The sequence below is a fragment of the Fodinibius salsisoli genome (genome assembly GCF_026229185.1).
In the GTDB taxonomy this organism is placed as follows: domain Bacteria; phylum Bacteroidota; class Rhodothermia; order Balneolales; family Balneolaceae; genus Fodinibius; species Fodinibius salsisoli.
In genome coordinates this window covers 233,890-247,676 of the sequence record NZ_JAGGJA010000007.1, presented here as the reverse complement: position 1 = coordinate 247,676, position 13,787 = coordinate 233,890, and the positions used below count along the sequence as shown (strand labels likewise).

The 13,787-nt window shown below is 45.8% G+C and carries 13 protein-coding genes; 5 read left to right on the top strand and 8 right to left on the bottom strand.

Features of this window, described 5'->3' with window-relative positions; genetic code table 11:
• Positions 1 to 147 precede the first annotated feature (147 nt).
• Positions 148 to 354 carry a deoxyribodipyrimidine photo-lyase gene (locus tag J6I44_RS20890; RefSeq protein ID WP_350356703.1) on the top strand — a complete coding sequence of 69 codons (207 nt, stop codon included), beginning with the start codon at positions 148 to 150 and terminating at the stop codon, positions 352 to 354.
• Positions 355 to 464: 110 nt separating this feature from the next.
• Here J6I44_RS20890 and J6I44_RS12160 read toward each other — a convergent pair whose 3' ends face one another.
• The 5 genes from J6I44_RS12160 to J6I44_RS12140 all read right to left on the bottom strand — a co-directional run bounded on the left by J6I44_RS12160 (position 465) and on the right by J6I44_RS12140 (position 4,077).
• Entirely contained in the window at positions 465 to 1,064 is a 600-nt protein-coding gene (locus tag J6I44_RS12160) for a DJ-1/PfpI family protein (protein ID WP_265766409.1), read from the bottom strand.
• A 67-nt stretch (positions 1,065 to 1,131) separates the two neighbouring features.
• Positions 1,132 to 1,599 carry a hypothetical protein gene (locus tag J6I44_RS12155; RefSeq protein WP_265766408.1) on the bottom strand — a complete coding sequence of 156 codons (468 nt, stop codon included), beginning with the start codon at positions 1,597 to 1,599 and terminating at the stop codon, positions 1,132 to 1,134.
• A gap of 89 nt (positions 1,600 to 1,688) precedes the next feature.
• On the bottom strand, positions 1,689 to 2,411 hold the full coding sequence (locus J6I44_RS12150; protein WP_265766407.1) for an SDR family NAD(P)-dependent oxidoreductase: 723 nt from the start codon (positions 2,409 to 2,411) through the stop codon (positions 1,689 to 1,691).
• Between the two features lie 4 nt (positions 2,412 to 2,415).
• Positions 2,416 to 3,354, bottom strand: a complete 939-nt coding sequence (locus tag J6I44_RS12145; protein WP_265766406.1) for a cobalamin-binding protein — start codon at positions 3,352 to 3,354, stop codon at positions 2,416 to 2,418.
• A 99-nt stretch (positions 3,355 to 3,453) separates the two neighbouring features.
• Positions 3,454 to 4,077, bottom strand: a complete 624-nt coding sequence (locus tag J6I44_RS12140) for a YceI family protein (RefSeq protein ID WP_265766405.1) — start codon at positions 4,075 to 4,077, stop codon at positions 3,454 to 3,456.
• A gap of 248 nt (positions 4,078 to 4,325) precedes the next feature.
• Between J6I44_RS12140 and J6I44_RS12135 the strand changes: the two genes are divergently transcribed.
• Positions 4,326 to 5,651: a DUF3472 domain-containing protein gene (locus J6I44_RS12135; RefSeq protein ID WP_265766404.1), complete on the top strand. Its 1,326-nt coding sequence runs from the start codon at positions 4,326 to 4,328 to the stop codon at positions 5,649 to 5,651.
• Between the two features lie 234 nt (positions 5,652 to 5,885).
• Entirely contained in the window at positions 5,886 to 6,377 is a 492-nt protein-coding gene (locus J6I44_RS12130; protein WP_265766403.1) for a DUF4168 domain-containing protein, read from the top strand.
• Between the two features lie 48 nt (positions 6,378 to 6,425).
• Here J6I44_RS12130 and J6I44_RS12125 read toward each other — a convergent pair whose 3' ends face one another.
• The 3 genes from J6I44_RS12125 to J6I44_RS12115 all read right to left on the bottom strand — a co-directional run bounded on the left by J6I44_RS12125 (position 6,426) and on the right by J6I44_RS12115 (position 9,865).
• On the bottom strand, positions 6,426 to 7,031 hold the full coding sequence (locus tag J6I44_RS12125) for a DNA-3-methyladenine glycosylase (protein WP_265766402.1): 606 nt from the start codon (positions 7,029 to 7,031) through the stop codon (positions 6,426 to 6,428).
• A 109-nt stretch (positions 7,032 to 7,140) separates the two neighbouring features.
• Entirely contained in the window at positions 7,141 to 8,046 is a 906-nt protein-coding gene (locus tag J6I44_RS12120) for a YihY/virulence factor BrkB family protein (protein ID WP_265766401.1), read from the bottom strand.
• A 202-nt stretch (positions 8,047 to 8,248) separates the two neighbouring features.
• A complete protein-coding gene (locus J6I44_RS12115; protein ID WP_265766400.1) occupies positions 8,249 to 9,865 on the bottom strand; it encodes a carboxylesterase/lipase family protein in 1,617 nt (538 codons plus the stop codon).
• Positions 9,866 to 10,000: 135 nt separating this feature from the next.
• Between J6I44_RS12115 and J6I44_RS12110 the strand changes: the two genes are divergently transcribed.
• Both J6I44_RS12110 and mutS read left to right on the top strand, forming a co-directional pair.
• On the top strand, positions 10,001 to 10,732 hold the full coding sequence (locus J6I44_RS12110; protein ID WP_265766399.1) for an NUDIX hydrolase: 732 nt from the start codon (positions 10,001 to 10,003) through the stop codon (positions 10,730 to 10,732).
• 138 nt (positions 10,733 to 10,870) lie between these two features.
• Positions 10,871 to 13,558 (top strand): DNA mismatch repair protein MutS, encoded by a 2,688-nt coding sequence (gene mutS, locus J6I44_RS12105; protein ID WP_265766398.1) that lies wholly within the window; start codon positions 10,871 to 10,873, stop codon positions 13,556 to 13,558.
• Positions 13,559 to 13,787: the final 229 nt, after the last annotated feature.

Genomic DNA, 13,787 nt, shown 5'->3' with positions numbered 1-13,787 from the left:
ATTCACTATTTAAGGAAAGTATATACTGTGAATAAAATCCTTCTGTAGACAATTATACAATCCATTGCTATTAAAATCGAACGATAAAAGACCATTTTTATTTAAATAATTGTAAATGAAAGTTTTACTAAGTTCAAGATGTAGAACATTTTACTTTGGTTTCGCAATGACTTAAGAATACACGACAGTGCTACTTTATATGAAGCCGCACAGGCCGATTACGTAACACCGATTTATATATTTGATGAGCTTGGTTGGGGCATATTCTTTTGGATTTCCCAAAATATAAATCTAAAAGCTCTTCACTTTCAGTCTGCCGTCTTCTTCAAATTGAACATGATGGGGAGTGGGTAATCTGGCAAAGTTTCAGGTCCAACCTGTTTATGGCTTAAAGGAAGGAAGTAAATATGGCTGTAAAAAAAGCCCCTGTCGATGACAGAGGCCTGTACAAGTTTATTAATAAGTTAAGCTATGGCTTTATCCTGATGGGTGATTTGGGTACCCAATACATCCAGAAAAGCAGCCAGCCATTTGGGATGTCCCGGCCAGGCAGGCGAAGTTACAAGGTTGCCGTCCGTAACGACTTCAGTAGGATCTACTTCCTTATAGCGTCCACCGGCCATTTCTACTTCTGGCGCACATGCAGGATAGGCTGTCAGTGTTTTATCACGTACTGCATCGGCGGCAGCGAGTATTTGTAGTCCATGGCACAGTGCTGCAATCGGTTTGTCTTCAGAAACAAAGTGATTGACCATTTCAAGCACGCCGTCTTCTCGACGCAGGTATTCAGGAGCGCGGCCGCCGGGGATGACAAGCGCATCATAATCTTCCGGATTTACCTCATCAAAAGTAGCATTTAGGGCAAAGTTGTGGCCCGGTTTCTCAGTATAGGTTTGATCTCCCTCAAAATCATGGATAGCTGTTTTTACGGAATCTCCTTCCTTCTTACCCGGACAGACGGCATGGACAGTATGACCCACCATCTGTAAAGCCTGAAAAGGAACCATGATTTCGTAATCTTCACCAAAATCGCCGACAATCATCAATAATTTTTTACCAGACATAGTGTATAGAATGATTTCTTTTGAATTATCATTAGAATGGTACCTTAATATAACCGGAGTTGTGATGCTAGCGTTCTTTTTGTGTGCAAATATCAACGAGACGGGGAAGGAATTCTACCTGTTCAGGAAGAATTTTTTTACGGGCTTCGAAGGGACCAAAATATTCGATGCGGTCCATTTCGGGGAATGATTCCATTTGCCCGGAATCCGGTGGCCATTCCATTTCGAACCAGAAGGGCTCAAAAATAAAATTATCCGGAATGTTGTGCGCAACGGCCCACACATGCATGGTTTCACCCTCACTGGATACAGTCCCTAACGCTTCATAGTCTCCATCGGGAATAAATCCAAAGCTTTCTTCAAAGGAGTGCTGGGCCCGCTCCAAGAGGTCTTTTTCGTTATCCACATAGTATTTGGGGATGGTCCAGGCTTGCTCATCTTTATCTTGCCACATGGGGGCTCCGGGATGCCCCAGCAGTAGCTGAAGGTGAGGCTTTCGACGAAACAGTAAAAGACCAGTGCTAATTTGAGCCATCAGTTAGTGATAAAGAGTTGTTGGATGAGTAGTCAAATAGAATAAGAAGTTGAGCTTAAGTCAAGTGGCTATTTATTGAGTGAGCTTACTTACATTCGGTTCCATATTTTTTCAGGAATCAGCTTTATTAGCCAAGCTATGAGCCGCCATCGTTTGGTGACGTAGGCTTTATCTTTTTTGGCTTCAATGGCATCAGCGATTTGAGTGGCCGCTTTTTTTGCCGAAGAAACCCAGAACATATTTTTTTTATTCTCAGTCATTTCGGAGCGAACAAAGCCCGGAAGTATATTCGTAATGGTGATATTAGCATCCGAATGATTTGCTTTCTGACGGTAGCCCTGTAGGTAAGTATTAACAAAGGATTTGGACGCATTATAAACAGGGGTTCGGCCCCAGCCAAATAGCGAAGCAATTGAGGAAATGCCTACAAGGTGGCCATGGCCCTGTTTTTCAAATTGTTCAAAACAGAAGCTGGTAAGGTTTGCAAAGCCCCGGATATTGATATCAACAACCTTAAGATCTGTTTTTCTAGTGGTACCTTCGCCACTTCTTGAAATACCTGCATTCAGGACAATGATATCAAGCCCATTCATCTGGTCAGTGATACGTTTAAGTTGTTTAATGGCATTTTCAGTATGGCTTACATCCATTGTTTGGATATACAATCGGTCACCCAGCTCATCCTGGAGCTCTTTGAGTCGCTGGTTCCGTCGGCCGGTAGCTCCAACTATATAGCCGCGATTATGTAATTCAACAGCCAAAGAACGACCTATGCCCGAAGTAGCTCCAATAATGATGGCTTTGCCGGGCATAACATTAACCTAACGCTTGTTGAAATTGATAATCATGAAGGTTTATCCAGCCGGGGTGCGAAGTATCACTTCGAAAGCGTCCGGGATGAATGATTTCCGCCAGGATTTTGGTAGAATCGACCAAGCGTGGACCTGGGCGGTTAAAATAATGATCCCCATCCATGATAAATACCTGGTGGTTTTGTACGGCTTTCAGGTTTTCCCATCCGGGCTGGCTGGTAAGGGAGGAGAGCTCCGAGAGTGTTTCGGAGATACCAAATCCACAGGGCGTAATGGTAATAATTTCAGGATTGAGCTGCTGGACTTTCTCCCATTCGAGCCATGGAGAGTGCTTTCCGGCTTCCGCAAGTTGGGGATTGCCACCCGCCAGTTGTACAAGTTGTGGAATCCAATTGCCAGCTGCCATCAGCGGGTCGAGCCATTCAATACAGAGTACATCCGGTGCATAAAGCGGCAACGTTTGTTGCTGAATGTCTTGTAGAGTGCCTTTCATTTCAGCCATAAGCTCTTCGGCTTCCGGTTCGGCATCAATGGCCCGGGCGATGGTACGAATTGAGTCTATAACCGACGACAAGTCCGTTGGCGATACCGAGATAACCTCCACGTCTTTATCCAGTGTGGACTGTACTACCTTTTTGACTTCCGTGAATGAGGTAGCACATACATCACAATGATCCTGAGTTAGGATAACATCCGGGTTGAGCTTTTTAAGGAGTTCAGCATCTACCCGATAGACCGCGAGCCCTTCCTGAAGTACCGCCTTTACCCGCTGGTCAATTTGATAACTGGTACCATCGGGATCGAATTTGGGTTCTGTGCAGGCGGGAAGAGAGATAATATCCTCTGGAAAATTACACTCATGAGAACAGCCTATAAGCTCCTCTTTTTTGCCAAGGGCTACCACAATTTCTGTGATACTGGGCAGCAATGAAACAATGCGCATGGAGATATATAAGGTTTAGATTATGGATATATCTCAAAATACAAAAAGGAGCCTATTTCGCATAAGCTCCTTTTGTAATAAAAAAGTTACTAACGGTATTTAGTTGGCAGGGCTGGTCATCTCAAGATCAATATTCAAATCAACCTCTCCGCCAATAATGGCTGTGGATGCCCAGTCGCCTGCACCAACATTGAAATCATTACGATTCAACTGGTAGTCAATGGTGACGCCTGCAACTTTGGTATTCTCCTGCATGGGATGGTCCTGAACACCCAGTAGTGTAAAGGGCAGTTCCACTTCTTTGGTTACATCCTTAATCGTGAGCTCCCCGTGTGCAATGAATTCATTATCGCCTTCGACCGTAATCTGGTCACTGCTGAATGTAATAGTAGGATATTCGGCGACACTAAAGAAATCATCGGATTGCAGGTGACCGTCTCGTTTTTCAACATCCGTATCGATACTGCTGACCTGAATTTCGATGTCGATACTGCTTTCCTCCAGGTTATCGGGGTCGAACATTACGTTGGCATCATACTCTTTAAATTCCCCGGTAATGGGGGTAAAGATATGACGAATGGAGAATGAGATATTGCTGTGGGCCTTGTCAATCGACCAAGCTGTAGCATTCGATGGGTTTTCAACATCAACTGGAATAAACGCGGATGCTGTTACAAACAGAACAGCAAGCAAGAGTGAAATATTACGTTTATAAGAATTCATAATTTGTAGGGTTTGATTGAATTGAAATTGATCAAATATTAGGTCTACAATAATAGGCAAAATTTTAATTCGATGTTAAACTATTTCGGAAGTGGAAATAATTTTTTGACCATTATTTTTAAAACAAAAAGAAAGTATATATATCGAACAATAAGCATGTAAAGAAATGTTATTATTTTCTTTTTCTTTCATATATTGTGGCTGCCAAAAGTTTTCCGCAAATTAATTTTAACAGTTCGTCTAAAGTTATGAATTATATTCAAAGAGATTTGCTCATCAAGTTGGTAACAATGAGTATTGTGGTAACCGTATTGGGATGCTCGGCGGATGGTGAAACGGTCGGTCAAAATAAAGGGATAGTGAAAACTGTGGAAGTTCCATTGGGCGGCAATACCTATCAAACAGGACCGCCAAGTGGAGATGAAATATCAAATGCCGGCATTGAAGGTTGGCAGCACAGTGCAAGCAACTTTAGTGTGTTTATAAAGTTCGATCGTCAAGTAACGGTGGATGTTTCGTTACGAGGATCCGTTGATGCCGGTACAAGCACGGTAGAAATACTTCATGGAGAGACGGTTTATAATGTAGCTATTAGCAGCCAGTCAGAAAAGGAGGTAAGCGTTGGAAAGGTAGGCATAAGCGAAGCTGGGTATGCGCGTTTTGATATCAAGGGGGTTGAAAAAGAAGGAGATACCTATGCTCATATTAGTGATTTAATTCTGAAAGTTCCCGAAGATGTGAAGGTGACTTATGTCAGGGATAATAAAAAAAATCGGTTTTATTGGGGACGAAGAGGTCCATCTGTTCATCTTGGCTATGGTTTCCCGGAAGAAACGGATATTGAGTGGTTTTATAGTGAAGTTACGGTTCCCAAGGGACAAGATCCTGTTGGTTCCTATTTTATGGCCAATGGATTCGGTGAAGGCTATTTTGGAATTCAGGTTAACGCTAGTGATGAGCGACGAGTATTATTTTCAGTCTGGAGTCCATACCAAACAGATAATCCCGAAGAGATCCCTGAAGAGCAGCGCATCCAAGTGCTTAAAAAGGGTGAAGGCGTATATACGGGCAAGTTTGGTAATGAGGGTTCAGGTGGGCAAAGCTACTGGGTCTATCCCTGGGAAGCCGGCACCACCTATCGGTTTTTGAATGGAGCACGACCTGATGGGGAGGGAAATACTATTTACACTGCATACTTTTATTTACCCAACCAACAACAGTGGAAGCTAATTGCCCAGTTCAAACGGCCCCAAACGGATAGCTGGTATACACGCCCCCACTCTTTTTTGGAAAACTTTGTGGATACCAATGGTTACCTGGGACGCCTTGCCTGGTATCATAACCAATGGGCTCGCGACAAAAGTGGGCAATGGCATCAGATAACGGAGGCCCGCTTTATGGGAGATGATATTGCACAGCGAGCATATCGCACTGACTTTGCCGGAGGTGCGGAAGAAGGCCGGTTCTTTTTAAGGAATGGTGGATTCTTTGATGATCACGTACCGTTAAACACAACCTTGGATATTCAGGGTACAGGTCAGCCGCCTACCGTTAATTTTGATATTCTTCCATAACTGGAGCTCATACCTTTGAGCATTCCAAAATGGTTTTTGATTGCCAGATCTTCCTTCATATCTCTTTACTGTCAACGTACAATGAAGAGTAGGTGCTAACGTTTAAACGATACGAACCAAGCCTGATAAGGCAATTTAATGACGCAGGGCCGTTTTAAATCGGAACAAATAATCGATATATTTGTTCAACTTAATCCAGATTACGGTCTAAATTTCTAATTTTATTTTCTTTATATGAAGTGTTTCAAAAATGTGATGCCTCTTTTAGTCGGATTGTTATTAATGGCAGGCTCTGCAGTTGCTCAGGTGCAACAGCAGGCGCCACAACCTGCACAGGCAGATAGTATTACTGATCAGGAGTTGCAAAAGTTTGCCCAGGTTTCTTCTGAATCTCAGAAGATTCGCCAGGAAATGGGTCAAAAGGTTGATTCAATGCTTGCAGAAACAGATATTGATATGCAGCGTTTCCAAAAGATTATGATGAGTAAGCGCAATCCTCAAATGGCTGATTCACTGGATGTTACTGCTGAAGAAGAAGAAACGATCAAAGAGATTCAGCCCAAATTGATGAAGATGTCACAAAATGCTCAACAAAAGATGATTGGCATTATTCAGAATAATGGATTGAATCCACAGCGATTCCAACAACTGATGCAAGCCGTTCGGAGCAATCCTGAAGTTATGAAGCGATTCCAGAAAATTACCCAGGATAGCATGCAAAATTAATGTGTTTCTATCTTAGCTAAAAGCCCATTCTTAACCGGATGGGCTTTTTTATTTATGGCTAACCCATGCACTATCGTGGATAAAAAAGCGCCAGGGCCGGCTTGCATGGTCGCCGGCGTAATCAACCCCAATCCGTGGTTTGGCTGTAATCATATCATCCGAAAAAGTATCTCCACGGTCTTCAATCCAAAGGGTAGAGCCTGTGAGGGGAAGGGCATCGTTGGCTGTTGTAATACCCAGAGCTTGGGACAGTCGCCCCGGGCCCGCCGTTAATGAGGGACTATTAGCCGAGGCATTTCTGCGCTGAAGCATGGTTTCTTTTCCTTGCAACGGCTTGATGGCTCGAATCAAAACGGCATCGGGCTTATTAGCGGTATTGGTTACCACGTTAAAAAGATGATGGATACCATAGCACAAATAAACATAGCTGATGCCCCCATTTTTAAACATGGTTTCCGTCCGCTGAGTGCGTTTTCCACCGGAAGCATGAGAAGCTTTATCATCGTAACCGCGATAGGCTTCGGTTTCGGTTATCAGGCCGGAGGTAAGCTTGCCGTTAATTTGTGTACACAGCACCTTTCCAATCAGCTTTTTACTAAGCTGCACAACATTAGATTGCTGGTAAAAAGACAGCGGAAGTTTGTTGCTCGCCATGAAATATAAAATTATGGACGTTAGAAGTTGAAGTTAAATGAGGGTTAAGGTTCAGGATATCCAGCTCACCGCTCTTTGTCCAAAATTTACTACTCATGACTCAATTCTTCTAAGAAATAACGGTATAAGGGTTCCGTGGGATGGAGTGGTCCTTAACAAATACTTGTTGGTAAGCCCGGGCAATAATTGTACTGAATACAAAAAGAGCGGCTGAATAAAAGGCCCAGACCCCGATAATCACCAAAATAGTATATCCCTGATAAAAATACCGATAGGCATGCAGGCTGTATTCCAGGTACCAGCCGACGCCAAATTTGGCAAGCTCAAAGAGCGTAGTAAAAATGACCGCAGCCAGCAGGGCCACCCGCGGTTGCATCCGCTTTTCGGTGATGTAGCGAAAGATGATGTAGAACAGAAAAAAGGTAAAGAGAACCGGAATGAGATAATTAAGCAGCTCATAAAGCCAGCTGAGTTCTACCACCATCTCGGTAAATGGCAGTGGCAGCTCGTTAATGGATACTAACGATAACAGTGAGATAACCAAGCTAAAGAATAAAAATACACTACCCACCAGTCCAAATGTGAAAAAGTTATAGACCATCTCCAGGATAGGGTGCCGGCGGTCTTCGATTTCAAAAATATCAAATACGACATGCTTGAGCGTATGGAACAAGCCCTGAGAGAAAAAGATCAGGATAACCATCCCCACGATTCCAAAGATGCGTCGTGCCCCGATCAGTGGGTTCAGCAGGCTTTCCAGTGTTACGGCTCCACGGAATACATCACCCGACTCTGATTCGTAGGTAAAGCTGGGAAAGAGTTCGCGGCCATACCGCAGGATCTCATTGAAAGCTGCGTCGTAAGAGAGAACGTACCCAATGATAGAAATCATCAGCAGGGTAAACGGGATGGCACAAATGAAAAGGTTAAAAGTGATGGCGGAAGCATTGAAAAAAATATCTTTTTTCTTCACCAGCGTAATAATGAGCCGCCAAAAATCCTTATACTTCTGCACTATAAATTTCCTGAGTTAATAAGTAGTCGAAAGTTAAATGCTGATTATTCTTTATGCCAAACTAAATTTAGTAGCCGAAAAGTGAGAAGTTGTTGGTAAATATACAAATATAAGAGCTATTTACCTTGATACAGATAAATCGTCCGAATTAATAGAAAGGAAAGGCCCTTCCTCAAAGCAGTTGAGAAAGGGCCTTAATAAACTATTCCGAATAGTATAGCTGATCGAGCAACAGGTAACGCTGTCGGTGCTGATCTTCTTTCAGTTCGGTAGTGGGTGCAATGTGGATAATCTTAGGAGACTCACTTTCATTTATAGCTGACCAGAAGGGAACACCCAATCCATTGGGATTTTTGTTCTTTACAAAGTTGGCTGCATAATTCTGGAAGATATCAGAAACTTTATAATCCGCTGCGGTCCATGCAAACACCTCATTGGATGGAAGGTTACCCATCATATATTCAATTTCAGCTGCGTGAGCGGCGCCCTCTACTTCTGGAATATCGTTAGTGGTATCTTGCGCATTATTTGGGGTATCTTTCTGGGGCGGACGTGGATGGGTGTAATAGTAACGATAGACAGGGCTATCAGCCGTTTCAGCGTGGGTGTCACTCCATTTCCAGGTACTATAGGCGATAAAACGATCGCTGGCTAAATCCGTAGCCGATTGTACCGCCTCTTCTGTTGTGGATCCCGGATAAAGTTCTAATATGTTATCGGCTGCATCGCTATATAACGTTTCAATCCGCTGCTTATAGTTTTCGGGTGTCGGTTTTTGGCCTTGCATAATGAATTGGTACGGCATTTCCTGGGAATTCCAGCCCACGAAGAGCGGAACATCAGCTTGTTCTCCGGCTCGGTAAATCTCGATGGGGGCTTTCGGGAAAAAGTAGCCGTCCACCGTAGGACTAAATCGAGGAGTTCCCTGACCACCGGCAGCCTGCAGCAGGGTGTCTGCGGGGAGCGATCGCAAGTCCGCAAGCGAACCGGCATCTACAGAATTTGCAAACTGTAGCCCCTGTCTCTCGCTCCCATCCAGTGGGATGGCGGGAAGGGCCCCAAGGATAGAGCCGCTTTCACCGATGGCTCCGGCAATTAAACCTCTCGATAATGGAGAGGCCATCTGTGCGCTGACGGATATGGAGCCGGCCGACTCTCCTGCAATAGTGATGTCATTAGGGTCGCCGCCAAAGGCCACAATATTATCCTTAACCCACTGCAGTGCTTTGGCTTGGTCGAGCAGGCCATAGTTCCCGGATGCATTTTCAGGAGATTCTTCTGTTAATTCGGGATGGGCCATAAATCCAAATATGCCCAGCCGGTAATTGACCGTGACGGTCACAATACCATGGTTGCGAGCCATGCTGGCCCCGTCGTAGCGGGGTTCCGAGCCGTCGCCAGCCATATATCCGCCCCCGTAAAAGTAAACCAAGACCGGTAGCTGTTGATCAGGAGACGTTTCGGGCGTCCATACATTAAGGTACAGGCAATCCTCACTGTTGCCGTCGGCGCGGAATACCATATCCCCGAAGACGGGCAACTGCATGCAAGCAGGACTGAATGTTTTTGCTTCCCGAACGCCCTCCCACGGTTGCGCTTCCTGGGGCGGACGCCACCGCAAATCACTGACAGGAGGCTGGGCAAAAGGAATCCCTTTAAAGATAGAGATCCCTGAATCATCAATTCCTTCGAGCGTTCCATCTTTAACAGTAACGGTGGGAGCAGAATCCTGTTCATTGGATTGTGCCACTGACTTTTGCGTCAATAAAGAACAGGCACTTAAGAAAATAACCAGAAGTACAACTATCTTTTTATACATGAGATTCTTTTTTTGAGATAAATAACGTATTCAGCACTGTAGAATAAATTCTTACGTTCAAGCATTATTATTGTTACACTATGCAACAATAGTAGTTAATTTATAGAAACAGTACAAACCATAAGTGCTCTGTGCATGAATAAAGACCAACATACAAGTGAAGGAAAGGAGGTAGATTGGACGGGCTTTCTCCCCGGCATTGCCATCGACTGTGTGATGGTTGGCTACAATGAAAAGCAGCTCAAGGTGTTGATTCTTGAATATAAGGAAACCGGCTTTTTTGCTCTGCCGGGTGGGTTTATCCGCAGAAATGAAAACCTCGATGTGGCTGCTCAAAGGGTGTTGCAAAAGCGTACCGGATTAGAGGGTATCCAATTGAACCAGTTCCATACCTTTGGCAGCTTAAACCGCTATGCTCCCGAGCCCATGCGCAAGATCATGAAGAAAAACGGACTTCAACCGGCGGAGGATCATTTTTTATTACAGCGTTTCGTCTCTACCGCTTACTACGCCCTCGTCAACTTTGAACAGGCAGAACCCATTGCGGATTTCCTCTCCGACAGCTGCCGCTGGTACGATATTAACCAGTTGCCCAAGCTGTTGTGGGATCATCGAGACATTATCCAAAAAGCGCTGGAAAGCCTGCGCAAGAATATCGATGATGCCGCTGTAGGGCTCACGCTCCTTGATGAGGAGTATACCATGCGCGAGTTGCGAACACTCTATGAGACCATCCTGGATAAAGAAATCAACCGGTCAAGTTTCCACCGGAAGATGGTTAACTCCGGTCGCTTAGAGCGGGTAGGGAAGAAAAGTACCGGCAAGGCTCATCGGTCACCGTACCTGTATAAATTCGTATCCAATTAACAATGATTTTGGATTGATTAACTGCCGGTGATTCTTGTTTTTGAAAGACTCTTTCAGGGAATTCTATCTTCTGAAAGAAGCGGTAATTTTTATACCTTTCACCAGAATAAATCCAACGTATTAAGCCAATAGTTATTGATGAGTAGTTCTACCAAGAAAAAGAAGCTGACCCCATTGATGCGCCAGTATCACGACATCAAGGAAGAGCATGAAGGCGCTATTTTGCTCTTCCGGGTTGGTGACTTTTACGAGACCTTTGCCGATGATGCCGAGCTGGTGAGCGAAGAGCTGGGCATTACGCTGACCAAGCGAAATAATGGAAGCGACCAGACCCCGCTGGCGGGCTTCCCCTACCACGCCCTGGATACCTATCTGCCAAAGCTGGTGAAAAAAGGCTACCGCGTGGCCGTCTGTGAGCAGGTCGAAAATCCATCAGAAGCTAAGAAAGCGGGCCGCAAGATTGTATCCCGGGAGGTAACCGAGATTACGACGCCCGGCGTCACGATGTCGGAGAAGCTGTTGGAGCACAAGCGCAATAACTATGCGGCGGCGGTCTATTGGGAAGGAAAAATGGCGGGTGTAGCGTTTTCAGACGTGTCTACGGGAGAATTTGCCCTGAGCCAGGTTCCCAAAGAGCAACTGCATGATCTGTTGCAGTCAGTGACGCCCTCGGAGCTGCTTCTTCCTCAGAAGCTCAAAAACCAGGTGCCGGAACAACTGCTGGACTACAACCTTACGTTCATCGAAGAGTGGGTGTACGAGGGCGACTACGGCTATAACCTGCTGACCGATCATTTTGAAACGCACTCCCTCAAAGGGTTTGGCGTGGAAGGCCTGGAGGTAGGTCATGTGGCAGCCGGCGCGCTGATGCACTACCTGCAGGAAACCCAAAAAGCCTCGCTTGGGCATATCAAGCGTATACAGTCGTTTGAAAACCAGGAATATATGGCCCTTGATGGCTCCACCAAACGCAACCTGGAGCTAACGACCACCATCCAGGAGGGGCAGAGCGAAGGCACACTCATTTCTATTTTGGATGACACCGAAACGGCCATGGGCGGACGCCTGCTGCGCAAGTGGATTATGCGTCCATTAAAACGGATGGGGCCCATTCGTAACCGCCTGAATGCAGTAGAAGCACTGAATGTGAACCATGAGATCCGGGAAAATCTGCGTGAAGAACTGGGGCAGGTAGGTGACTTGGAGCGACTGATTTCGCGTATCTGCGTAGGTCGTGCCAATGCCCGGGACCTGGCCAAGTTGAAGATGTCGCTGGCCCAGGTGCCACGCATCAAAATGCAGTTTAACCAGCTGGAAGAACCCCTGCTGGATGATATCCTGGACTGGCTGAAGCTGCTGGTAGAGGTACAGGAGCGCATCGAGAAGGCGATCGTGGAAGATCCGCCGGCCAGCGTACGCGACGGGGGGATCTTTGAGGACGGCTTTAACGAGGAGCTGGATGAGCTTCGGGATATCGCGCGTAATGGTAAAAATTATATCAAAGAAATTAAGGAGGAACTGGCAACTGAAACGGGCATCAGTTCACTTAAAATTGGTTACAACAAGGTGTATGGTTACTACATCGAGGTAACAAACACGCACACCGATAAAGTGCCGGAGCATTTTATTCGTAAGCAGACGCTCGTCAATTCTGAGCGCTATATTACGCCCGAACTGAAAGAGGTGGAAGAGAAGATTCTTTCTTCCGAGGAGCGTAGTAAGACGCTGGAATATGAATTGTTTGAAGAACTGCGCCTGTATGTAGCAGAATACGCTGAACAGGTGCAGCAAATTGCCCAGGCGATTGCGGAGCTCGACTGCCTGCAAAGCTTTGCCGAGGTAGCCTTCAGCAATAATTATTGCAAGCCGGCTATTGCTGATGATCAGGTGATTAATATTACCAAAGGACGACATCCGGTGGTGGAGAAAACGCTGCCCGCCGGTGATCCGTTTATTCCGAACGACATCCACCTGGAAAATGAGGATGAACAGATCCTGATTATTACGGGTCCCAATATGGCGGGTAAGAGTATTATTCTGCGCCAGACGGGACTGATTGTACTGCTGGCACAGATTGGCTGCTTTGTTCCGGCCGACGAAGCACATATCGGCTTGGTGGATAAAATCTTTACCCGCGTGGGAGCATCTGATAACCTGGCGGCCGGGGAGAGTACCTTCTTGGTAGAAATGAACGAGGCAGCGAATATCCTCAATAACGCCACCCGAAACTCCCTGATTTTGCTGGATGAAGTCGGTCGCGGAACCAGCACCTTCGACGGACTTAGTATCGCCTGGTCGCTGGCGGAATACCTGCACAATCAGCCATCAGTTGCCGCTAAGACGCTCTTTGCGACGCACTACCATGAGCTCAATGAGCTGGAGAATATGTACGATCATGTGGTCAACTATAATGTGTCGGTGAAAGAACATGATGATAAGGTAATTTTCCTGCGAAAGCTGGTCCGTGGCGGCGCTGATCACAGCTACGGTATCCAGGTGGCGGATATGGCCGGGCTGCCGTCGGTGGTTATTGAACGGGCTAAGGAGATTCTGCACAACCTGGAGAGCCACAGCCTGGATGTGACCGACAGCAACGGCACGCTGGAAGAAGGGGCTAAGAAAAAGAAAGAGGCTGTGAAAAAGGCCGCCAAAGAGATGGACAAACAGGGCCAGATTACACAGCCTTCACTGTTCCAGGCGCAGCTCGATCCCAATGTCGAAGTACTCATGGACAAGCTGGACGCCTGCGACCCCAACCGGATGACACCTATCGAGTCGTTGATGCTGGTGTCGGAACTCAAGAAGCTGGTGGATAAGAGTAAATAGGTTCCCGGATACCAGATTCCGGATGTGAGATACAGATTGCTGTTCTAAGATAGGGGCAGTTATTTGTCACTTCGAAGATGCCACCACTCATCGGATGAGTGATTCTGCTTCATCCTTTAATTATTTTCTAATACTCATCCGATGAGTATGAAATGCCATGCATAGGCGCTATGGATGATCTTTTTTCACTACTGTTTCAAGTTTGCAACTTGGAATAGTTTAAAGCACC

What these genes read in the sequence shown, in the direction of transcription:
- J6I44_RS12130 (WP_265766403.1), top strand. Translation starts at nt 5,886, where the DNA reads ATGAAGTGTTTCAAAAATGTGATGCCTCTTTTAGTCGGATTGTTATTA.
- J6I44_RS12110 (WP_265766399.1), top strand. Translation starts at nt 10,001, where the DNA reads ATGAATAAAGACCAACATACAAGTGAAGGAAAGGAGGTAGATTGGACG.
- J6I44_RS12140 (WP_265766405.1), bottom strand. Translation starts at nt 4,077, where the DNA reads ATGAATTCTTATAAACGTAATATTTCACTCTTGCTTGCTGTTCTGTTT.
- J6I44_RS12135 (WP_265766404.1), top strand. Translation starts at nt 4,326, where the DNA reads ATGAATTATATTCAAAGAGATTTGCTCATCAAGTTGGTAACAATGAGT.
- mutS (WP_265766398.1), top strand. Translation starts at nt 10,871, where the DNA reads ATGAGTAGTTCTACCAAGAAAAAGAAGCTGACCCCATTGATGCGCCAG.
- J6I44_RS12145 (WP_265766406.1), bottom strand. Translation starts at nt 3,354, where the DNA reads ATGCGCATTGTTTCATTGCTGCCCAGTATCACAGAAATTGTGGTAGCC.
- J6I44_RS12155 (WP_265766408.1), bottom strand. Translation starts at nt 1,599, where the DNA reads ATGGCTCAAATTAGCACTGGTCTTTTACTGTTTCGTCGAAAGCCTCAC.
- J6I44_RS12150 (WP_265766407.1), bottom strand. Translation starts at nt 2,411, where the DNA reads ATGCCCGGCAAAGCCATCATTATTGGAGCTACTTCGGGCATAGGTCGT.
- J6I44_RS12125 (WP_265766402.1), bottom strand. Translation starts at nt 7,031, where the DNA reads ATGGCGAGCAACAAACTTCCGCTGTCTTTTTACCAGCAATCTAATGTT.
- J6I44_RS12160 (WP_265766409.1), bottom strand. Translation starts at nt 1,064, where the DNA reads ATGTCTGGTAAAAAATTATTGATGATTGTCGGCGATTTTGGTGAAGAT.
- J6I44_RS12115 (WP_265766400.1), bottom strand. Translation starts at nt 9,865, where the DNA reads ATGTATAAAAAGATAGTTGTACTTCTGGTTATTTTCTTAAGTGCCTGT.